Consider the following 20,110-nt stretch of genomic DNA (forward strand, 5'->3'; position numbering starts at 1 on the left):
AGACCGGATCACCACGCCCTCCGCCGTTCCGCGTCAGGCCGCCACGCGTTGTTCATCTCCTCGTCGGCTTAGGACGTCCCGCGCCGGCGCCCCCGGCCGTATCCCTCAGAAGGTGTACGGGAGCCGCTTGATGCCGTTGATGAAGCTGGACTCCAGCCGGTCGGGCTCGCCGTCCGAACGGATCTCCGGAAGGCGCTCCAGCAGCGCCCGGAACATCACGGTGATCTCGCGGCGGGCCAGGTGGGCGCCCAGGCAGAAGTGTGGGCCTGGCCCGCCGAATCCCACGTGGTCGTTCGGCTTGCGGGTGATGTCGAACCGGTCGGGGTCGGTGAAGACGGTCTCGTCCCGGTTGGCCGACCAGTAGTACAGGACGAGCTTGTCGCCCTCCTTGATGACGTGCTCGTTCAGGGTGGTGTCGCGGGTGGCGGTGCGCCGCATCCAGATCACCGGCGAGACGAACCGGACGATCTCCTCCACGGCCCCCGGCATCCGGCCCTCGTAGTCCTCCAGCAGCAGCGCCCGCTGGCCGGGGTTGGTCGTGAACAGGTGCAGGGCGTGCGCGATGGCGTTGCGGGTGGTCTCGTTGCCCGCCACCACCAGCAGGATGAAGAACGAGCCGAGCTCCTGGTCGGTCAGGGACTCGCCGCCCTGCTCGATTCCGCCGCCCGAACCCACCTCGGCGTTGACCAGCGCGGAGGTGAGGTCGTCGGTGGGCTCGGCGCGGCGGCGCCGGCCGAGGTCCTCGACCAGCTCCTTGAGCGTCTGGCCGGCGGTGAGCAGCGCGAGCGCGGCCTGCTCGGGGTCGTCGTGCGGGATGAACTCCGGGTCGTTCCCGGCGAGGATGACGTTGGTGGCGTCCAGGACGGTGCCGTAGTGCTCCTCGCCGATGCCCATCAGATCGCAGATGATCTTCAGGGGGAGGCGGGCGGCCACGTCCGCGACGAAGTCACCGGTGCCGCCGCCGGCCGCGACGTCCTCGACGATCTTGGCGGCGACCTCCTCCACCTGGTCCTCGAAGCGCTGGATCATCCGGGGCGAGAAGGCACGGGAGACGATCCGGCGGATCTTGGCGTGCCGGGGGTCGTCCATGCTGATCATCGAGCCGAAGTACTCGTGCATGTCGCCCGGCATGTCGGGAATGTTGATCGCGCCCCGGCCGGAGCAGAAGTCCTGCGGGCGCCGGGACGCCTCCACCACGTCGGCGTGCCGGGTCAGCGCGTAGTAGCCCGGGCCGCGCGGGACGATGACGATGTCGGGCTCCTCGAAGCGCACCAGGCTCGGCTCCCAGCGCAGGGCCTTGAACGCCTCGTGCCGGTGCTCGAGCGGCCTCCGCCAGAACTCCCAGTCCGTGAGGTTGATGTCCTCGACCTTGAGCATCGTGCACCACCGCTTCCCCTGCTAGAACGCCATTCGGTTTACATTAACCCTCTCAGAGTCAACCGGTGCGGGACGACACCCGTTGGAGTGACCCACCTCACTCCACGCTCAGCGGGCGAGCCAGTCAAGGATGCGGGCGTTCACGTCCCCAGGACGTTCCACGTGCAGGAAATGCCCCGCCCCCGGGACGGACTCCACCCGCGAACCGTCCGGCAGCTGCCCCAGCACGGCCGACACGTCCCCGCCGGGAAGCACCACGTCCGCCCCCAGGCACCCGTCGTCGGCGCCGTGCAGGTACAGCACGGGACGTTCCCCCTTGGCCCCCACGGCGTCCTGCTCCGCGGCGAAGCGCTCGACGTGCCGCGAGGGGTCGAACATGGCGCGGTAGTAACCGATCGCCGCGCCCACGTTCTCGGGAGCGGCCAGGCAGTCCATGACGTGACCGACGTCGACCGCGCGCGCTTGGGCTTCGTACCCGGGAGACCAGTCGCGCCACAGCCCCTCGACGAAATCCCGGTTGAACGCCGCCTCGGCCATCGGCGTCTGGAACAGGAACATGTAGAACGACCGCTTGAGCTGCTCGTAGGCGAAGAAGGACGACATCAGCGCGTTCATCGGCGGGACGGCGAGCGTGACCACCTTGCGCCAGCGCCCGGGCGCGTGCGCGGCGGCGCCGTAGGTCGCGAACGCGCCCCAGTCGTGCCCGATGACGACCGCGTCCGGGCCGCCGCCGAACGCCTCGTGCAGCGCGATCGCGTCGGCCGTCAGCGCCCCGGTCTGGTACGCGCCGTCCTCCGGAAGCGCCGTCGGCGCGTACCCGCGCATGAACGGCGCCACCGCGCGGTACCCGGCACCGGCCAGCTCGGGCAGCAGATGCCGCCACGTGTGCGCCGAATCAGGGAAACCGTGCAGGCACAGCGCCAGCGGCCCGTCCTCCGGCCCCGCCGCCAGATAGCCGAACTCCAGGCCGTTCGCCTCGACCGTCCCGCGCACCACGTCCGCCATGACCGAAGACCACCCTTCTCGCACCGGAGGGGGCCATTATCCCCACGCGCCGAGCGAGCGACCCCCGCCGACGGAAAGGCCCCGCACCCCGGAACGGAGAGCGGGGCCCTACGGCACACCGAACGTTCACGCGCCCCAGTCGGGCCGCAGCGGCATGTGGGAGTTGCCGTCGGAGTCCAGCTTGACGCCGAGCGTCTGGTGCAGCTGGATCCAGTTCTGCTCGAAGCCGAGCTGGCAGCCGGCCATGTACACGCTCCACACCCGGGCCGTGCCCTCGCCGACCTCCGCGACCGCCTCGTCCCAGTGCGCGTCCAGGTTGCGGCACCAGCCCTCCAGCGTGCGGGCGTAGTGCTCGCGCAGGTTCTCCTGGTGCCGGATCTCGAACCCCGCGTCGTTCATCTGCGACTGGATGTGACCCGGCCCCTCCAGCTCCCCGTCGGGGAACACGTACCGGTTGATGAACCCGCCGGGCTTCATCGCCGGAGCCAGGTTGTCCGGCCGGGTGATGGTGTGGTTGAGCAGGCGCCCGCCCGGCTTCAGCTTCCCGTGCAGAAAGGAGAAGTAGGAACCGAGATTGGCCTTGCCGATGTGCTCGGTGAGCCCGATCGAACTCACCGCGTCGAAATCGGTCGCCGCCACGTCCCGGTAGTCCAGGTGCTTCACCTCGGCCAGCTCCGAGAGGCCCCGGTCGGCGATGGCCTTCTGCGCCCACTCGGCCTGCTGCTTGGACAGGGTGACGCCCAGCGCCTTCACCCCGTACTCCTTGGCGGCGTGCATCACCATGCCGCCCCACCCGCACCCAACGTCCAGCAGCCGCATGCCCGGCCGCAGGCCCAGCTTCTTGGCCACGAGGTCGTGCTTGTGGAACTGCGCCTCTTCCAGCGTCGAGTCGTCCTGCGGGTAACACGCGCACGTGTACGCCATCGACGGGCCCAGCACCCACTCGTAGAAGGTGTTGGACACGTCGTAGTGGTGCGAGATGGCCTTCGCGTCGCGCCGCTTGGAATGCCTCAACCACGACGGCACCCTGCTGAACGGAGCCTCCTGCGGCGGCGGCGCCAGGCGCCTGGTCACGGCGGCCCGCAGCAGCGGGTCCCGCATGACCTCGGCGAGCACCTTCAGCCTGTCGCCCGGTGTCACATCGCTGAACACCTGCTGCATGGTGGACAGCGCGGTGTACATGTCCCCGCTGACGTCGAGGTATCCGCTGACGTACGCCCGCGCCAAACCCAGCGAGCCCGGCGAGTGCACCAGGTACGACACCGCGTAGGGTGACCGCACGTCGAACCGGATGCCGGCGCCGGGAACCCCCGCACGAGACCCGTCGTACGCCGCGAACTCCACTGGCGCCTCAGGCCCGACGAGTTCCTCGAAGACCCTGGCCAGCGTCATGATGCATCCTCCTGTCTTCACGCCCCCGTGGCAGGGGCCATCGGGTCACCACCCAGCCCCCACCGGGGGCTCCCCCCGATACGCGGACGCGCCTGGCCGGTCAGCGTCCGCGCACGCACTTGTCGTAGAGATCCAGCAGTCGCTGCCCGGGGTCGTACGACTCCTTGAGCCGCCGGTAGGTCTCCCCGTCGTAGTAACGCCAGAACTCGTCACGGCTGTAAAAAGCAGTCGAATAGAGGGACTTGTGCCCGTCAAGGGCCGCGACCCTGCGTTCGATAAGCCGGTTGTGGTATTCCGGGATCTGCCCCGGGGGAAGCCGGACCGTCCCCCAGAAACCCGCGTTGACATACGTGCGCCCCTGCTCCAGCGGATACAGGGGCCAGCGCTCGCGCGCGCGCAGCGGGCACAGCCAGATGGGGCTCATCCCCACCTTCTCGTGGAAGAACTCCAGGAACTCGGGAAGCCGCCCGACCGGCACCTCGATGTCCTGGATGACGTCCTCCCTGGGACGCTGCCCCCTCCAGCGGTCGACCCGGGCCAGGACTTGGAAGCGCCGGTCGTAGGCGACGAGCTTGCGGTAGACGTCCGACCGCTTGGCCTTGTCCGGCCACAGCCGCCGCACCACCGGATGCTGGACGCCGAAGGCCCCCGAGCACCAGAACCAGTCGGTGTCCCACCGCCAGAGGTAGTCGCGCACCGTCAGGAAGTCGACCGACCGCGTCTGGATGGACCGGTAGTAGATCTCCTGGCCCGTGTAGTCCGAGGTGTACGGCGCGGTGTCGGCGAACGTCCCGAGGGTGATGTACTGCTCGCCGGCGCCGAAGACGGTGCCGTCCATGAAGTCCACGCTCTGGCCGTCGTACGACCCGGCCTCGGTGATCTCCGCCATCACCCGCGACAGCTCCGCCGCGTCGTCGAACCGCAGTTGGCGCACCCGCACGTACGGCTTCACCGGGACCAGCTCGATCTTCAGCCGCAGGCTGTACCCCAGCGTCCCGTAGGAGTTGGGGAACCCGTAGAAGAGGTCGCTGTGCTCGTTGTCGCGCGTCGCCGTGACGATCCGCCCGTCCCCGGTGAGCACGTCCATCTCCAGGACCGCCTCGTGCGGCAGCCCCAGCCGGAACGAGCTCGACTCGATCCCCAGCCCGGTCACCGCCCCGCCGAGCGTGATCGTCTTCAGCTGCGGCACCACGGTCGGCATCAGCCCGTGCGGCAGCGTCGCGTCGACCAGGTCCTCGTAGGTCGTCATGCCCTGCACGTCGGCCGTGCGAGCCTCCGGATCCACCTCGAGCACCCGGTCGAACCCCGACACGTCGAGGCCCGGCGCGTCCGAGGGGTCCCGCCAGCGGAAGAGGTTGGAGGTCCGCTTGGCCAGCCGCACCGGCGCCCCCGCCGGGATCGCCTCGTACGACCTGCGCAGCGCCTCGACCGCCCGCTGATGATCGCCCTTGATCAGAAGCTCTGTCATGCACCCCTCCCGTGCCCAAGTAAAGCGATGATCCTATGTATCTTCCACATAATTTGGGCGAGAGGGTGATCACAGGTACGTAAGGGAATAAACCGCGCCAACCACCCGCTGCCCCGCCCCCTCTCCTCCCACCCAGCGGCCCTCTGAACTCTCCCCGCAACCCCTCCAGCCCACACCTTCCACCACCCCCGAAACAATCCCTGACACCCCCGCGTCCAAACCGCGCCAACGCAGGCCCGTGACACAGAGGCGCGCCGCGTGCACGACCCCACCGACGAGCGGTCGGCCCCTTATCGAACGCCTTGCCTGCCACAAACCGGAGCACGCTCACGGCGCTAGAGTGAAACGGTGCCCCCCGTACCGAAAGAGCCGCGGCCGCTGATCAACGACGACGACCGGGACACGGCCGTGCAGCGCGTGCAGGAGGCGTACACCGAGGGGCACATCTCGCACGAGGAGATGGACGAGCGCCTCCACCAGATACTCACCGCCAAGACGCACAGCGCGCTCGAGACGGCTCTGGACTCGCTCCCGGAACAGAACGCGGCCACCTCCACGATCGCCGCCCTCAGCAGACGGATCCGCCGCCGCGGCGCATGGCGCGTGCCTCGGACCCTCAAGGTCGAGTCCGCCCTGGGAAAGGTGCACCTGGACCTGTCCCGCGCGGTCATCGAGCACCCGGTGGTCGACATCGAGCTGCAGCTCGGCACCGGCAGGGCCAAGATCACCGTCCCGCGCGACGCGACCGTCGACGTCGAGGACCTGCGCACCGTGTGGAAGGACACCCTCTACAAGACCCGGCGCCCCGCCCGCCCCGGCGGCCCGAAGATCCGGATCTCCGGAACCATGGGTCTGGGACGACTGAAGATCCGCCACGCAAGACGCTGACCCCGCACCAGGCCGACGCCACAAGAGCCCGCTTTCCCTCGCGCGGCATAGACCAGCCAGAACACAGGCCAAGCGTCCCTTGAGCGCAGGGACGCTACTGAACCCCGTTTCACGTTCGCCGGTCAGGATCTCGGCGTGGCCGACGACCGTCGACAGCGGCGCGTTCAACAGCCATGTGGCCGCCGAGCTGCGAGCCTCGCCGCCAACGGCGGCCAAGTGGCGCAGGCGGTTCATCGAGCACGGGCAGGCCGCCGCCGATCCCGCTGGACCAGGTCGAACAAGTAGTGCGGGTGGTCACGGGCGTCGATGGCCGAACGCACCGGGACCATCGGGCGGATCTGGCGGCACTTCGACCTCAAGTCCGCCGATCCGCTGTCCATGGACAAGGTCGACGATGCGGTCGGGCTGTACCGCCCGAACGGGCCGCGCTGCTGTGCGTCGACGAGAAATCGCAGACGCCGGACCGCTGAATAGTGACCGGGTTTCCGGCACGGGACGAATCGCGACCCGCGCGGTCGCCGGCCGGCGTCACTTCACCAGGCGAAGGATCCAGGGGTAGCGGAACTGCTGGCCGGTGAGACCCACCACGGCGGCGACCGCGGCCACGGCCCAGCTGATCGCGTACACGATGCTGCCGAGCCCGAACGTCACGATCGTGATCAGGAGCAGGGTGAGCTGGAAGTTGAGGGCCTCCGCCGCGTGCCGGCGGACGTACTCCGAGCGCTTGCCGCTCAGCAGCATCATCACCAGCGGGCCCACGAACAGGGTGGGGACCCCCAGCGCGTGGGAGACGGCCGCGAGCATCCTGTCCTCGCCCGTGGGCGCAGGGCCGGTGCCCTTCAGGGCCGCGTCGAGGTTCGGGGCGGGGGCGAGGTCCTGCAGGACCGGCGCGAGATCCCCCCGCGTCTTGGCCGTCATGGCCAGATGCATGCGCATGTCGAATTCGGCTTCGTCCAAGCGCCCTTCGGCGTACGCCTCCTGGAGCCGCTCGATGACGGGCTCCCGCTCCGCGTCCGAAACCCGCAGCTCAGCGGCCGCATATCCACCGTTCATACGTCAATCCTCGCTCCGGGCACGCGTGCCCACCATCCGGGAAGCCCCTGAGACGCCCCTGAGATCCGACACCCGACTCGGGGACGACACGGCCGTTGTATTTAGACAACGAACGCTGAATGTCAAGGTTCCACAGGGGGAGTGCGCGGCTCGGCCACGCGGCGCTCGGTGTATTCCTTGCCCGGGGTGAGGGGCTTGCCGTAGAGCTGGGAGATCGTCACGAAGACGTACCCCTTGGCCGCCAGGCGATTGATGATGAGCGGGACCGCGGCGACGGTCGTGGGGTGGATGTCGTGCATCAGCACGATGGTCCCGTTGCGGGTGCCACCGATGACCTTGCGCTCCACCCTCTTGGAGTTGCGCACCTGCCAGTCGAGCGGGTCCACCGTCCAGAGCACCTGGGCGAGGCCCAGCTTCTTGGTGATGCGGGCGACCTGCTTGTCGGTCGATCCGTAGGGCGGGCGCATCAGGGTGGGAGTGACACCGGTCGCCTTCTTGATGGCCAGCTGAGTGCGGACGAGTTCGGCCGTCACCTTCGAGTTCGAGGAGCGGCCGAGGTCGGCATGCGAATAGCTGTGGTTGGCGAGTTCATGGCCCTCGGCGGCCTCACGCCGAACAAGGTGCGGGAATTCCTCCACGTTCTGGCCGACCAGAAAGAACGTGGCCTTCACCTTGCGCGCGGCCAGGATGTCGAGCAACTGGGCCGTGACACCCATCGGGCCGTCGTCGAAGGTGAGGGCGACGCATTTCATCCGCCTGCAATCGGCGCCGCCCGCGGGCGGCGCACTGGGCGTGGATGAGGCACTGGGCGTGGGTGAGACGCTGGGCGTGGGTGACGCACTGGGAGCCGGCACAGGACGCTGGCTCACCTTGGCGCCGGCGACCGTCGTGGCCTGTGCGGGACGCTCGCCGGTACGGGCGGAGACGAGCGTGGACGGGACGGGAGCCAGAGTGCTCAGCCACCCGCACAAAGCGAGCCCCATCACCACCGCCGCCGAACGCCGCACCACGACCGTTCCGCGCCGCCACGTCATGAACGCTCCCTCGGCTCACGCGCCCATTGTTGATCTGTTCGACCCGACAGTGTAGGGGCGCGGGGGCCGGCGTCCGGGCATATCTCGCCTGTGTCGGGAACCCCATTCCACCCGATACTCGTTAGGGTCATACGGCCCAGTGACTCCGGAGCGGTTCCGGGGCGGCACGAGACGACGGGACACGCCGATGAGGTTCCGGGACCGATTCGGGATTCGCAAGCACCGTGGCTCGACGGTGACCAGGCTCGACCGCGAGGCCACCGACTCCGACATCGAGGCGCTGATCGCGTTCGCGCGCAGCCGCCAGGGCGTCGAGTTCTATGTCGAGCCGGAGACCTTCGCCACCGACACCACCGCCGTGGCCGTGGCCCACGACGGCGAATGGACCCGCCGCCGGGTCGGGTCGCCCCAGGTCATCGGCAAGGTCGCCCACAAACTCGGCCTGCCCGTCTACGACGTGCAGATCGTCGGCTACCCACCGCGCATGCGCGCCTGGAACGAGCGCAACCGCGAACGCCGCCTAGACCCGGGCTCCCCCGGCGAAGCCGTCAGCTAGCCCGTATCTCGAAGCCCGCCCCACAACGCTCGCCTGACGACGCGCCCCCAACCGCCCTCGGCGAACGCGACATCACCACGCAATTTCGGAGTAGCTGCTCGCCTCCGGCATCGCTTCCCAGGCGAACGCGCTCGCGCAATCCCCGAGGCCACTTCGAGACACGCCCTAGGTGTGCTGTCCCGGCACGTTGGTGACACGCGGGCTGGGTGCTTGAACGGGTGAGGGCCTGATGGGTTCGGTGTGGATTGCGACGTCTGCACCGATCGCCAGGAGGCCCTCGCGTCCCACCGTAACGCCCCGCTGACCCCGACCGGCAGACTGCGTCTGGCGCGGTGCGTCGTGGACGACGGCCGGCCACTGCGCAGGGCGGCGGAACGGTTCCAGGTGGCCCACACCACCGCCGCCCGCTGGGCGGACCGTTACCGGCGGCTGGGCGCCGTGCGGGGATGCACGATCGCTCCAGCCGACCGCTACACCAACCGCGCCGCATCCCGTCCGGGGAAGAAGTCGGCGCTTTGGACGTACTCCATCGCTTTGGTGAACTCGGGGTCGCCGAGGCGGCTTTCCATCTCCTGCGGACTCAGGTCCTCCATGCGGGTCTGGATCCAGTACAGGTTGCCCAGCGGGTCGCGCACCCGCCCGACCCGGTCTCCGAAGAACAGGTGGGTGACCTCGGTGACCGAGGTTCCGCCGGCCGCGACGGCCTGCCGGTGCACGGCGTCAGCGTCCTCGACGTAGAGACGGAGGAAGCCGGGGGTCGGCGGCCACTCCGGCCGCGCGTCGAACATCATCACCACCGAGTCACCGATCCGCACCTCCGCATGCGCGACGCTTCCGTCCTCGCCGGCGAGGCACGCAAGCTCCTCCGCGTCGAACGCCCTCCTCATGAAGTCGATGAGCTGCACTGTGTCGCGAGAGATGATCCACGGCGTCACGGTGGTGTAGCCCTGGGGAACAGGCTTGACGGACATCGGGCTGCCTCCTGGGGTGCGAACGCCTCAACGTGGCGATGACGCTAGGTCCGCTGTAGGTCAGTCCCTGTCCTAGAAGGCGCCCGATGGATGACGACCCACATCACCCCACCAGGGTCGTCCGGGACGAGTCAGATTCTCGCCAGACGGGCCAACCATAGGACTTGATCGTCTAGGTGGTCGGCCAGCGGCACTCATCTGACTAGGACGCACTCATGGCGCTTCCGTACCGCATCGGCTCCCACCTACCGGGCCTCAGCGAACACAACATCGCTTCGCGAGCTGGTCGGTAGCTCGCCCCCGACATCGCCTCACCACCCGAGTAGCGCACTCGCGCGGTACCTGAGCCCCACTCCGAGACGCGCCTGACGGGCTACGTGCCACCCGACGCTCCATGGCGCCGCGGGCATAGGCGGCACATTGCGGCATCGCGATGATGGCGACCGATGGCCGACGCCACCTGAAGCCGGCGTCGCGCTGCCGTTGTGCCGCGCCGCCCGCCGTCCATGGCCCAGGTTTCTATCGACCGCAGCGTTCCGGGTCGTCCACCAGGACCAACACCGCGCGACGTTGTCACCGGCCGAACCACGCTGCCTCCGCTGGCGGGTTTGGGGCGGTTGGTCGCAGGGGTCGGTTGCTTGTTCAGGGTTGATGTACGGGCGGCGGCCTGCTGCGTGGTTTGTGAAGGAGGGAAGGGATGGTGTTGACCTCGCAGCAGGCCCGCCGGGTCATCGGTCCAGAAGCCCCTCCCTTCCTGGGGTGGTGGAGTGGGCGTCTTGGGTTGCGTGGGCGGCGGCCAGGTCTTCCGGCGTCATGTTGAGCCGGACCAAGGACGGCGGTGCTCCCGCCTCGAACGCCCATCCGAGAAGGGTCGCCATGGAGTAGTCGGGGTCGGCTCGTTCCAGGGCGATGTTGGCCAGGCCGCCGTCTCCTGAGACGTAGGCGACGTACGCCAGGAGGCAGGCTGGGGCGGTCGCGTACGGCTCGTCCACGCGGCGCAGGACGTCGCGCCAGAAATCGATGTCGTCGTCGGGTTGTTCCTCGTCGATGCGCACCCAGGCCTCGTCACGGACACGCAGGTTGGTCAGCAGGACGCTGAGCCAGGCCACGTCATCGTCGCTGGGCCGGCCGGCGGAGTTGGTCGGCGGCTTTCGTGTCGGGGGTGGTGAGCGGTCGAAGGCGCTGGGGTGCTGGGCGTTTGATCCCGTGGGACGTTGGTAGAGCGCTTTCGGCTCTGGGGTGGAGTGGCGGTACGGGGAGTTGTCCGTGGGTGGCTCGTCGCCGCGCAGGCGGATGAGCAGTGACTGGCCTTCTTGGAGCATCCGCTGGTGGAACTGGGATTGGGAGAGGCCTTCGACGGCCCAGGATTTCAGGCGCGCCTCGGCTCGGGCGGTGGCTTCGTGCATGGCGGCGCGGGCCTTGCCGGTGACGGGGGCGATGGAGCGGGCCAGTTCGGTGCGGTCGGTCAGGGCGACCTTTCCGGCGAGGGTGGCCTGGGCCGCTACGACGGTGAGGGAACTGTCGTACGGGTTGCCGCCGGGGGCGCAGCACTCCGCGTCCACGCAGGTGAGGGACCACCAGCGGTCGTCTGCGACACGGGCGGCGTCGGTCAGGGAGAGGCCGTGGGCGGCCAGGCCGTCCCAGATGGTGGAGGCGGCAGCGTCGACCTGATCCGCCGGGCCGTACCCGAGGATCAGGGCCCGCCGGAAACCGTTGTCGCCCAGAACGGACACGACCCGCTCGGCGGTGGCGGCCGTTTCGGCGCGGTCGTCCCGCGCGGGTAAGTCGACGCGAATGGCGCACATGTTGTGCGGCCCGTCGTAACCGATGACCACCAGGCTCTCGGACGGGTGAAAGCCCAGGAGGTAGGGGACGGCGGCGATCGCGTCGGGAATGGAGCGGATCACCATGGGGTTCCGGCCGGTCGGTGGGTTCATGCCTTCGACTTTGGCCGGTCGGGCGGGGGCCTGGAAGGGGTTGCGGGAATTGTGGATAAGTGGTGCCGGGACGCCCTTCGGAATTGTCCCTATTTGAGGAAGGTGTCGATGTTGTCTATCTGCCACCGGCGCTCGCGGTGGACGGCGCTCACCGAGAACATCGCCGCGGAGTAGGCCGTCTGGTTCTTGTCCGTGCGCGTGCTGCGCTGGTCGGCGAAGATCAGGAGGCGGGCGCGGTCGCCGTTCAGCATGCGGACCCCGCTGTCGGTGACCGTGGTGGTGAGGACCAGCTTCTGCGTCGGGGCCTGCGTGCGGACCACGGCGATCATCTGGTTGTACTGCTGCACGGCCTTGCCCGTGAGGAGGGTCTGCGCCGCGCGCTCGGTCTTGGCGACGTCGGTGTAGTTGTAGGAGAAGACCGTGTTGACGATGTCGGTGACCTCGCCCTTGAGCGCGCTCGTCCGGGCGTTGTCGGTCAGGGCGGCGTTGTCGGCGGTCGTCCCGCTGTTGAGGGCGTGCGCCTGGCGGGCCGACCAGGCCCCTACGCCGCCCAGGAGGATGGTGATGACAGCCAGGGCCACGGGGAGCCTGGGGTGTCGCCACAGGGCGCGGAGCGTGTGCTTCATGGTCGTCCTTTCACCCGCCCGATCCGACCGGGGCCTGGGCGAGGGCGCTGAGCTTCCAGCCCGTCGAGGTACGGGTGAGCTGGCCCATGAGCCGGGTCTTCTTGACGGTCGGTTCCCCCTTGGGCGGGGTGACGGTCACCTGGAGGGCCACAAGGACGCTCGCCTTGCCCGCGTGCTGGTCCAGTTCGGTCACGGCCGCGTCCAGGACCTTGGCGGACGTGATGGTCTGGGCCTTGCGGACGGCCTGCTCGAACTGCGGACGTCCCTGCACGATCTCCCGGTAGAGCTGGCTGGTGGAGGAGTCCTGCCACACCTTCAGGCCCTCGTCCAGGCTGCGGTAGTCGAGGGTGTTGAGGTTCTGTATCGCCTGCTCCCCCGCATGCAACGCTTCGTCGCGCGCGCTTGAGTAATGCAGGGATTCGTCGTGCGCCGCTCCGTACCAGGACCACCCGAACCATGCCGCGCACAGGGCGGCGACCACCGTCAGAGCCAGCGCTACCGTGCGTCTGCCGTTCGGCTTCTGGGGTTTGTCCGCGTCGCCTGCACCGGTGTTGTCCGCTTCGGCGTTGTCCGCTCCGGTGTTGTCTGCGCTGGTCTTGTCTGCGCTGGTCTTGTCTGCTCCGGCGGTGTCCGGCTCGGTTTTGAGCGGCTTGGCCTTGCGCGGCTTGGCCTTGCTCAGCTCGGCGTCGCTCGGCTCGACGTCGTCCGGCTCGGTTTTGGGCGGCTTGGCCTTGTTCGGCTTGGCGTCTGGCGCTTCGGCGTCGGGCGACTTGGTGTCCCCCGATTCTGTCTCGGCCGACTCGGTGTCGCTTGGTTCGGGGGCGGTTGGCTTGGGGGTGCGGTTCTTGGTCTTCACCTGGGGTCCCATCGTCAGCTCGACCGGATCTCGGCGATGCGCCACTGGCCGTCGCGCAGGTGGGCGGTCACGGTCAGTTGTGCCGCGGCCGTGCCGCCGGCGGGCAGGCCCTTGCGGGTGCTCGCCTGATCGAGGAAGACCAGGAGGTGGGCGGTGTCCGCGGACATCCGGGAGACGCCGGCGCGGACGACGCGGGTGGTCAGGTTGAGCTGCTGCGCGGGGGCCTGCTGCTTCACCTGCGCGAACAGGCCCCGGTACTGCTGGGCGGCCTTGCCCTCCAGCAGGTCGGCGGCGGCCTTCTCGGTGGCGGCGACGTCGCCGTGCTGGTACGAGAAGATCTTGACCAGGGCGTTGCTGACGTCGCCGACCGCCTTGGTGGTGGCCTCGCTGTCGAGCAGCGCGCGGTTGGCGGACGGGGAGGAGCCGCGCTGCCGGTCGGTGAAGGCCAGCACGCCCGCCGCGGCCAGGGCGAGCACCAGGGCGATGGTCAGCGGGCGCCACAGGGCCGTTCTCACGGGGCTCCTCATCGGGCGTTGGCAGGCAGGGCGGTCAGGGACTTGAGCTTCCATCCGGCCGCGGTGCGGGTCAGGGCGGCGTCGTAGCGTTTGCGCTGGACGGTCGGAGCGGCGCCGGTCCGGGTGATCTCGATCCGGACGGTGGCGATGACCCGGGCGGAGCCGGTGCGGTGGTCCAGGGCGGTGAGGGCGGCGTCGGAGACGGTCCCGGTGGCGCTGGTCCCGGCCTTCTGGATCTTCTGCCTGCTGTCGGCGCGGGTGCGTTTCAGCTCGTCGTGCAGGGGCCCGGTGGAGGAGTCCTGCCAGCGTTGCAGGCTCTGGTCGAGGTGCCGGGCGTCCATGCTGTTGAGCACGGCGATCTGCTGCTTGGCGGCGGTGACGGCGCGGTCGCGGTCGCGGGCGGTGTCCTGTTCCTCGCCCTGGCGCATGTCCCAGAACGTCCAGCAGGACCAGGCCAGGAACAGCGCGGCGGTGGCGACGAGGGCCCAGCAGGCGAGGGCGGGGCGGGAGCGGGCGGCCGGTGGCGAGTCCTCGGTGGTTTCGGGGCGGGTCTCGGTTTCGGTCATCGCTGGTCTCCCAGTCCGAGGAGGTCGCCCATGTCGGGCTGCCGTCCCGGGACGCCCGGGAGGCCGAGCGCGCCGGGGAGGTCGGCGTCCGGTCCGGCCGTCAGGCCCACCGAGCCGGGGCGGGCCGGTTCGGGGACGCCGCGGCGGGGGGCGTTGGCGGCGCCGCGGACGTTCACCCCGCTGGAGGCCGGCATGGTGCAGTTCGCGCCGGTGTTGAGCGGCGGGCCCTCGGAGACGTTGAGCCCGTTGCGGTAGGTGGTGCCGCCGTACCCGCGCATGCAGGGCAGCGGGTTGAAGAACGTGGTGGCCATCCCGAAGCGCAGTTTCCCGTCCTGGACGACGGTGGAGCCGGCGGAGACGACTCCGGGGAGGCGGACGAGGAGTTCCTCCAGGCCGTCGGTGCGGGTGGCGGTCAGTTTGGAGAAGGTGAGGAGGTTGGCGATGACGACGCTGAGGCTGGGGTCGAGGTCGCGGAGCAGTCCGGTGATCTCGGTGGACGCCTGCGGCGCGGCGGCGATCAGCCTGCGCAGGTCGGCGTCGGAGGTGCGGAGCTGGCCGGCGAGCAGCCGGGCGTCGCGGGCGAACGCCTTGAGCGCGGCGGCCTCCTCGTTCTGGGTGCGCAGCGCGAGCTCGCCGTCGTGGATGAGGCGGCTGGTGGGGGCGATGTTGGCGTCGGCGGCGCGGATGAACTGGTTCTGCGCGTCCATGAGCGCCTGCAGGTTGGGTCCCTGGCCGTTGAACGCCTGGTAGAACTCGTCCACGACGATGCGCAGCGACTCCAGCGGGACCGAGCCGGTGAAGTCGTTGGCGGATTTGAGGAGGTCGGTGACGGGCGCGGGGATGGCGCCGGCCGAGCGCGGGATGACGGTGCCGTCGTCGAGGTAGGGGCCGGTGCTGCCGGCGGGGCGCAGGTCGACGTACTGCTCGCCGACGGCGGACAGGTTGGCGACCACGGCCTGCAGGTTCGACGGGATCCGCGGCGCGGAGTCGTCGATCTTCAGGTCGGCGACGACGCCGTCGTCGGTGAGGTGCAGGTCGCCGACCCGGCCGACGGAGACGCCCCGGTAGGTGATGTTGGAGCCGGGGAACAGCCCGCCGGTCTCGGCGAGTTCGAGCTTGGCGACGTAGTAGCCGCGCAGTCCCACGTACCGGCCGAGGTCGGCGTAGCGGGCGCCGATGAACGCGATGATCGTCAGGGAGATGGCCAGGAAGGCCAGCGTCCTGATCCGTGTTCCGAGGGTCAGCATCAGCCGCCTCCGCCGGGGATCTCGGGGAAGATGCCGCCTCCGCCGCCGGGCGGCGTGCCGGGCGCGCTCGGGCTCGGGCTGCCCGTGCCGGACGGGGTCGGGGTGCCGGGGACGATGGGCGGCTGCACGATCGAGGGGGTGTCGGCGGGCGGCAGCGGCAGCGTCGGGGTGTCCCGCACCTGCCGGTTCGGGGTCCGGGCGGCGGGGGCGCCGGACGGCGCGGGCGTCATCGGCGGGATGATCGCCGTGCCCGGTACCGCGCTGACGGCCAGGTACACGTTGAGGTAGTCGCCCTTGACCGCGTTCATCACCGCGTCGGTGAACGGGTAGGTGAGCAGCACCTGCAGCGAGTTGGGCAGGTCCTCGCCCGCGTCGGCCAGTTTCTGGAGTGTGGGGGCGAGGGCGCGCAGGTCGGCGACGAAGTCGTCCTGGGAGGCGTTGATGGTCTTCACCGCCACGTCCGAGAGGTCCTCGAGCTGGCGGAGCATGGTGATGAGCGCGCCGCGCTGGTCTTCGAGGACCTTCAGGCCGGGGCTCAGGTCGCCCAGGACGGTGCCGAGTTTCTGCCGTCGTGTGGAGAGCGTGGCGGACAGCCGGTTGAGGCCGTCCAGGGCGGCGACGATGTCGCCCTTGTTGGAGTCGAGGCTGGTGGTGAGTTCGTTGAGGCGGCGCAGCACCGACTTGATCTCCGCCTCGTTGCCGGTGAGGGCGTTGTTGAGTTCGCGGGAGATGGTGCGCAGCTGGGGGAGGCCGCCGCCGTTCAGGAGCATGGACAGGGCGCCGAAGACCTCTTCCACTTCGACGTTGCGGTTGGTGCGGGACGCGGGGATGCGCGCGCCGTTGCCCAGGGTGCCGGTGGCGCCGGAGGTGGGGGCGGCGAGCTGGATGTACTTCTCGCCGAGGAGGCTGGACTGCTCCAGGCGGGCCGTGGCGTTGGACGGGAGGCGCACCTTGCCGTTCACCTTCATGGTGACCTGGGCGGTCCAGCCGTTCAGTGGCAGCGACACTTTGGAGACGCGGCCCACGGCGACGTCGTTCACTTTCACGGCGGCCTGTGGAACGAGGTCGAGCACGTTGGAGAACTCGGCGGTGACGGTGTACGGGTTGGACCCCAGGTCGGCGCCCCCGGGGAGGGGAAGGTCCTGCACTCCGGTGAAGCCGCCTCCGCAGCCGCTCAGCAGGACCGCGCCCGCCGTGGCGTAGAGCACGGCCCGTCCTGTTCTTCTCGGGTGGCTCATCGGCCGCCTCCCTTGGGGGACGTGGGCGAGCCGTACGTGTCGCCCACGGTCGGCAGCGGCATCGGGGGAAGGATCCCGGTCGCCGATTCCGGTACGGGGGTCAGGGTCCCGGCGCGCTGCTTCTCGCACAGCGCCTTCACGGTCGCGTTGGACGCGGCCGACGATCCGCACACCGGGTTGCCCGTGCCCTGCCCGAGCGCCGCCAGCGCGGCCCCGGCAGCCGTGCCGGCCGTGGAGATGGGGCCCATGCTGATCTCGTTCAGGTTGCCGCGTCCCATCAGCGTCCGGGTGGACGGGTCGTAGCTGTTGAGCAGGTTGGTGGCGTTCAGCGGCAGCACGTCGAACGCCTCGGCGAGCGAGGCCCGCTGGTCGACCAGGACCCGGGTGATGGAGGCGAGCTTGTCGACGTCCTTCTTCAGCAGCGCCCGGTTGTCGCGGACGAAGTCGCGGACCTGGCCGAGCGCGACGGCCAGTTCGCGCAGCGCGGCGCCGAGCTCGTCGCGGTCGGCGGCGAGGAAGCCGGTGACCTCGGCCAGCTGCCGTTCGGCCAGCCGCACCTGGGAGTCGTTGTCCTTGATCATCGTGGTGAACTTCTGCAGGTTGGCGACGGTGGCGAACAGGTCCTCGCTCGATCCGGCCAGCGTCTTGCTGGCCTGGCCGAACTGGGCGATCGTGTCGTTGATCGCCTGCCCGTTGCCGCCCAGGTTCTCCGCGCCGACCTGGAGGGCGCGCGACAGGGCGCCCTGGGAGTTGGCGCCCTTGGGGCCGAGGTCGCCGGAGATGCGCTTCAGGCTGTCGTAGAGCTGGTCCAGCTCGACGGGCGTCGCCGTCCGGGTCACCGGGATCTCGGCGCCGGCCGCGATCTGCGTGCCGCCGGTGTAGGCGGGGGTGAGCTGGATGTAGCGGTCGGCGACGACGCTGGGGGCGATCACGACCGCCTTGGCGTCGGCGGGGACGGGCACGTCCCGGTCCAGGGTGAGCCGCGTGCGGACGCGGGTGCCCATGGGGGTGACCTCGTCGATCGTGCCGACCTTCACGCCGAGGATCCGCACGTCCGAGCCGGGGTAGACGCCGACGGCGGCGGCGAAGTAGGCGGTGATGCGCTTGCCGGTGGTGCCGCCGGCGACCGACGCCAGCGCCACGGCCATCAGGACCAGCGCCAGGGCCAGCGCGATCACGGTGCGGCGCCGCTCCTGCCACATCTGCCTGCGCCAGGACGTCTCCATCATCGGCCGCCACCTCCGTTCCCGGTCACCACGGGACCGGCGGGTTTGGGCGGGCGGCAGTCGTCCTTGGGCGGCGTGTTCGGGGCCAGGTACTCCTTGGGGACGACCCCGCACAGGTAGCCGTCCATCCAGCGGCCGTTGCCGAGCGCGTTGCCGAGCAGCCGGTTGTAGGGCCCCGCGATCGCCAGGGCCCGGTTGAGGTTGTCCTGGTTGCGCTGCAGCACGGTGGTGATCCGGTCGAGGGCGTCCAGGGTGGGCTGCATCTGCCGCCGGTTGTCGGCGACGAGCCCGGACAGCTCACGGGACAGGGCCCGCGACCCGACCAGCAGCCCGTGGATGGCCTCGCGGCGCCGGCGGAGTTCGGCCAGCAGCAGGTTGCCGTCCTGGAGGAGCCGCTGGAACTCGCCGCTCTGCTCCGCGAGCACGCCGGTGACCTGCTTGGCGTTGGCGAGCAGCCGGGCGAGCTGCGCGTCCCGGGTGGAGATCGTCTGGGAGAGCGCGGACAGGCCGTCCAGGGCCTTGCGGACGCTCGGCGAGGTGGTGGAGAAGGTGTCGGCGATCGTCTCCAGGCTCTGCGCGACCTTGACGGTGTCGAGCCGGTCGATGGTGCCGGACAGGTCCTGGAACGCCTGGGTGACGTCGTAGGGGGACACGGTGCGGCTGAGCGGGATCCGCCGGCCCGGGTCCTGGGCGGCGGGGCCGAGCGGGTCGACGGCCAGGTACTTGGCGCCCAGCAGCGTCTTGATCATGATTCCGGCGGTGCTGGCGCTGCCGATCCAGGTGTCCCTGACCCGGAAGGTGACCTTGACCTTGGGCCCGTCCAGCTCCACGCCGGTGACCTCGCCGACCTTGACGCCGGCGACGCGCACCTCGTCGTCGGGCCGGAGCCCGGCCGCCTCGCGGAAGTCGGCGGTGTAGGTGGTGCCGCCGCCGATGACGGGCAGGTCGTCGGCGCGGTAGGCGAGCGTCCCCAGCACCAGGATGATCACCAGCCCGACCACGGCGACGCCGATCGGGTTGCGCTCCTTGATGGGCCTGCCGCGCAGGAACCCGGCGCGGGCGCGTTTCAGCGGCGGCAGCGCGGTCGGCGCCGGCCGCGCGGGGCCGCTCATCGCTCCTCCTGGCATCTCAGCGCGTCCCTCTCGTCCATCGGGACGCCCGTGGGCGGTTTGCTGCCGTCGGTGTAGCGGGCGCCGGTGATGGTGGCCTGGCACATGTAGAAGTTCATCCACGACCCGTAGGAGCCGAGCCGCGCGATGGTGGCGCTCTTGCCGGGCAGCGTCCCCAGGAAGCGGTCGAGGGTCGGGGACTCGTCGGCGAGGTTGTCCGACAGCCGGCCCAGCTGGGCGATGCTGTCCTCGAGCGGCGCCCGGCCGACCTGCAGCAGTCCGGCGGTGCTGTTGGTCAGCTCCGACATGGCCCCGATCGCCTCGCCGAGCGGCCTGCGGTCGGCGGCCAGCCCGGAGGTCAGCCTGCGCAGCGTGACGATCAGGTCGGCGAGCTGGTCGCCGCGGGCGTTGATCGTCTCCAGCACGTCGTTGAGGTTGTCGATGACCTGCCCGATGACCTGGTCCTTGCCCGCCAGGGTGCTGGTGAGGGACGCCACCGTGCGCAGCAGCGAGTCCATCGTGGGGCCCTCGCCCTGCAGCACCTGGATGATCTCCCCGGCGAGCTGGTTGACGTCGGTGGGCGACAGCGCCTGGAACAGCGGCTGGAAGCCGTTGAACAGCTGGGTGAGGTTGAGCGCGGGCGTCGTGCGCTGCACCGGGATGGTGCCGCCGCGCGGCAGGATCGCGCCGGGCGTCCCGGTGCCCCGGTCCAGTTCGATGAAGCGCTGCCCGACCAGGTTGAGGTACTTGATCGTCGCGGTGGTGGACGCGGGCAGCCGGCGCCCCTTCTGCACCGTGAACGCCACCCTGGCCTGCCGCCGGTTCACCACGCCGATGTCGGTGACCTGGCCGATCCGCACGCCCGCGATCCGCACGCTGTCGCCCTCGTTCAGCCCGGCCACGTCGGTGAAGCGCGCGCTGTAGCGGTCGGCGTCGCCGACGCCGGTGTTGGCGATGCTGATGGCCAGCACGGCGGTGGCGGTGACGGTCACGACCACGAACAGGATCGACTTGACCAGCGGGCCGCCGAGGCCCTTGAGGTTCAT

20 protein-coding genes and 1 pseudogene are annotated in these 20,110 nt (G+C 70.0%); 4 read left to right on the top strand and 17 right to left on the bottom strand.

Features of this window, described 5'->3' with window-relative positions; genetic code table 11:
• Positions 1–105 precede the first annotated feature (105 nt).
• The 4 genes from ACFPZN_RS21300 to ACFPZN_RS21315 all read right to left on the bottom strand — a co-directional run bounded on the left by ACFPZN_RS21300 (position 106) and on the right by ACFPZN_RS21315 (position 5,242).
• Entirely contained in the window at positions 106–1,377 is a 1,272-nt protein-coding gene (locus ACFPZN_RS21300) for a cytochrome P450 (protein ID WP_378283812.1), read from the bottom strand.
• Positions 1,378–1,485: 108 nt separating this feature from the next.
• A complete protein-coding gene (locus ACFPZN_RS21305; RefSeq protein ID WP_378283813.1) occupies positions 1,486–2,382 on the bottom strand; it encodes an alpha/beta fold hydrolase in 897 nt (298 codons plus the stop codon).
• A gap of 126 nt (positions 2,383–2,508) precedes the next feature.
• Entirely contained in the window at positions 2,509–3,774 is a 1,266-nt protein-coding gene (locus ACFPZN_RS21310) for a class I SAM-dependent methyltransferase (RefSeq protein WP_378283814.1), read from the bottom strand.
• A 100-nt stretch (positions 3,775–3,874) separates the two neighbouring features.
• Positions 3,875–5,242, bottom strand: a complete 1,368-nt coding sequence (locus tag ACFPZN_RS21315; protein WP_378283815.1) for an FAD-binding oxidoreductase — start codon at positions 5,240–5,242, stop codon at positions 3,875–3,877.
• 348 nt (positions 5,243–5,590) lie between these two features.
• Here ACFPZN_RS21315 and ACFPZN_RS21320 point away from each other — a divergent pair, with 348 nt between their 5' ends.
• Together ACFPZN_RS21320 and ACFPZN_RS21325 are read left to right on the top strand one after the other, a co-directional pair.
• Complete coding sequence (locus ACFPZN_RS21320) at positions 5,591–6,130, top strand: DUF1707 SHOCT-like domain-containing protein (protein ID WP_378283816.1); 540 nt, start codon at positions 5,591–5,593, stop codon at positions 6,128–6,130.
• Between the two features lie 306 nt (positions 6,131–6,436).
• A complete protein-coding gene (locus tag ACFPZN_RS21325) occupies positions 6,437–6,604 on the top strand; it encodes a hypothetical protein (RefSeq protein ID WP_378283817.1) in 168 nt (55 codons plus the stop codon).
• A 54-nt stretch (positions 6,605–6,658) separates the two neighbouring features.
• Here ACFPZN_RS21325 and ACFPZN_RS21330 read toward each other — a convergent pair whose 3' ends face one another.
• Together ACFPZN_RS21330 and ACFPZN_RS21335 are read right to left on the bottom strand one after the other, a co-directional pair.
• Positions 6,659–7,183 carry a DUF1707 and DUF4870 domain-containing protein gene (locus tag ACFPZN_RS21330; protein WP_378283818.1) on the bottom strand — a complete coding sequence of 175 codons (525 nt, stop codon included), beginning with the start codon at positions 7,181–7,183 and terminating at the stop codon, positions 6,659–6,661.
• A 122-nt stretch (positions 7,184–7,305) separates the two neighbouring features.
• Positions 7,306–8,217, bottom strand: a complete 912-nt coding sequence (locus tag ACFPZN_RS21335; protein WP_378283819.1) for a polysaccharide deacetylase family protein — start codon at positions 8,215–8,217, stop codon at positions 7,306–7,308.
• Between the two features lie 187 nt (positions 8,218–8,404).
• On the opposite strand from ACFPZN_RS21335, the gene ACFPZN_RS21340 reads away from it, so the two are divergent.
• Positions 8,405–8,773 carry a hypothetical protein gene (locus ACFPZN_RS21340; protein ID WP_378283820.1) on the top strand — a complete coding sequence of 123 codons (369 nt, stop codon included), beginning with the start codon at positions 8,405–8,407 and terminating at the stop codon, positions 8,771–8,773.
• Positions 8,774–9,013: 240 nt separating this feature from the next.
• Positions 9,014–9,268, top strand: a pseudogene (locus ACFPZN_RS21345) (helix-turn-helix domain-containing protein); the annotation flags it as partial.
• On the opposite strand, the gene ACFPZN_RS21350 reads toward ACFPZN_RS21345, so the two are convergent.
• The 11 genes from ACFPZN_RS21350 to ACFPZN_RS21400 all read right to left on the bottom strand — a co-directional run bounded on the left by ACFPZN_RS21350 (position 9,244) and on the right by ACFPZN_RS21400 (position 20,110).
• Positions 9,244–9,744: a VOC family protein gene (locus ACFPZN_RS21350; RefSeq protein ID WP_378283821.1), complete on the bottom strand. Its 501-nt coding sequence runs from the start codon at positions 9,742–9,744 to the stop codon at positions 9,244–9,246. The pseudogene ACFPZN_RS21345 and the gene ACFPZN_RS21350 overlap by 25 nt on opposite strands.
• A 728-nt stretch (positions 9,745–10,472) precedes the next feature.
• Entirely contained in the window at positions 10,473–11,681 is a 1,209-nt protein-coding gene (locus ACFPZN_RS21355; protein WP_378283822.1) for a DUF4192 domain-containing protein, read from the bottom strand.
• Between the two features lie 89 nt (positions 11,682–11,770).
• Positions 11,771–12,307 carry a hypothetical protein gene (locus tag ACFPZN_RS21360; protein ID WP_378283823.1) on the bottom strand — a complete coding sequence of 179 codons (537 nt, stop codon included), beginning with the start codon at positions 12,305–12,307 and terminating at the stop codon, positions 11,771–11,773.
• A gap of 10 nt (positions 12,308–12,317) precedes the next feature.
• A complete protein-coding gene (locus ACFPZN_RS21365) occupies positions 12,318–13,163 on the bottom strand; it encodes a hypothetical protein (protein WP_378283824.1) in 846 nt (281 codons plus the stop codon).
• Between the two features lie 14 nt (positions 13,164–13,177).
• Entirely contained in the window at positions 13,178–13,678 is a 501-nt protein-coding gene (locus ACFPZN_RS21370; RefSeq protein WP_378283825.1) for a hypothetical protein, read from the bottom strand.
• 8 nt (positions 13,679–13,686) lie between these two features.
• Positions 13,687–14,244 carry a hypothetical protein gene (locus ACFPZN_RS21375; RefSeq protein WP_378283826.1) on the bottom strand — a complete coding sequence of 186 codons (558 nt, stop codon included), beginning with the start codon at positions 14,242–14,244 and terminating at the stop codon, positions 13,687–13,689.
• Positions 14,241–15,491 carry an MCE family protein gene (locus ACFPZN_RS21380; RefSeq protein WP_378283827.1) on the bottom strand — a complete coding sequence of 417 codons (1,251 nt, stop codon included), beginning with the start codon at positions 15,489–15,491 and terminating at the stop codon, positions 14,241–14,243. Before ACFPZN_RS21380 ends, ACFPZN_RS21375 begins: the two co-directional genes overlap by 4 nt.
• Positions 15,491–16,729 (bottom strand): MCE family protein, encoded by a 1,239-nt coding sequence (locus tag ACFPZN_RS21385; RefSeq protein WP_378283828.1) that lies wholly within the window; start codon positions 16,727–16,729, stop codon positions 15,491–15,493. Before ACFPZN_RS21385 ends, ACFPZN_RS21380 begins: the two co-directional genes overlap by 1 nt.
• Positions 16,726–17,958 carry an MCE family protein gene (locus ACFPZN_RS21390; protein ID WP_378283829.1) on the bottom strand — a complete coding sequence of 411 codons (1,233 nt, stop codon included), beginning with the start codon at positions 17,956–17,958 and terminating at the stop codon, positions 16,726–16,728. Before ACFPZN_RS21390 ends, ACFPZN_RS21385 begins: the two co-directional genes overlap by 4 nt.
• The gene (locus ACFPZN_RS21395) at positions 17,955–19,067 is read right to left on the bottom strand and encodes an MCE family protein (RefSeq protein WP_378283830.1); all 1,113 of its coding nucleotides are present in this window, start codon (positions 19,065–19,067) and stop codon (positions 17,955–17,957) included. The genes ACFPZN_RS21390 and ACFPZN_RS21395 overlap by 4 nt, the downstream gene beginning before the upstream one ends.
• Positions 19,064–20,110, bottom strand: coding sequence for an MCE family protein (locus ACFPZN_RS21400; protein WP_378283883.1), 1,047 nt, complete (start codon positions 20,108–20,110; stop codon positions 19,064–19,066). Before ACFPZN_RS21400 ends, ACFPZN_RS21395 begins: the two co-directional genes overlap by 4 nt.

It is taken from the genome of Actinomadura rugatobispora (genome assembly GCF_042656285.1).
Classification (GTDB): Bacteria; Actinomycetota; Actinomycetes; order Streptosporangiales; family Streptosporangiaceae; genus Spirillospora; species Spirillospora rugatobispora.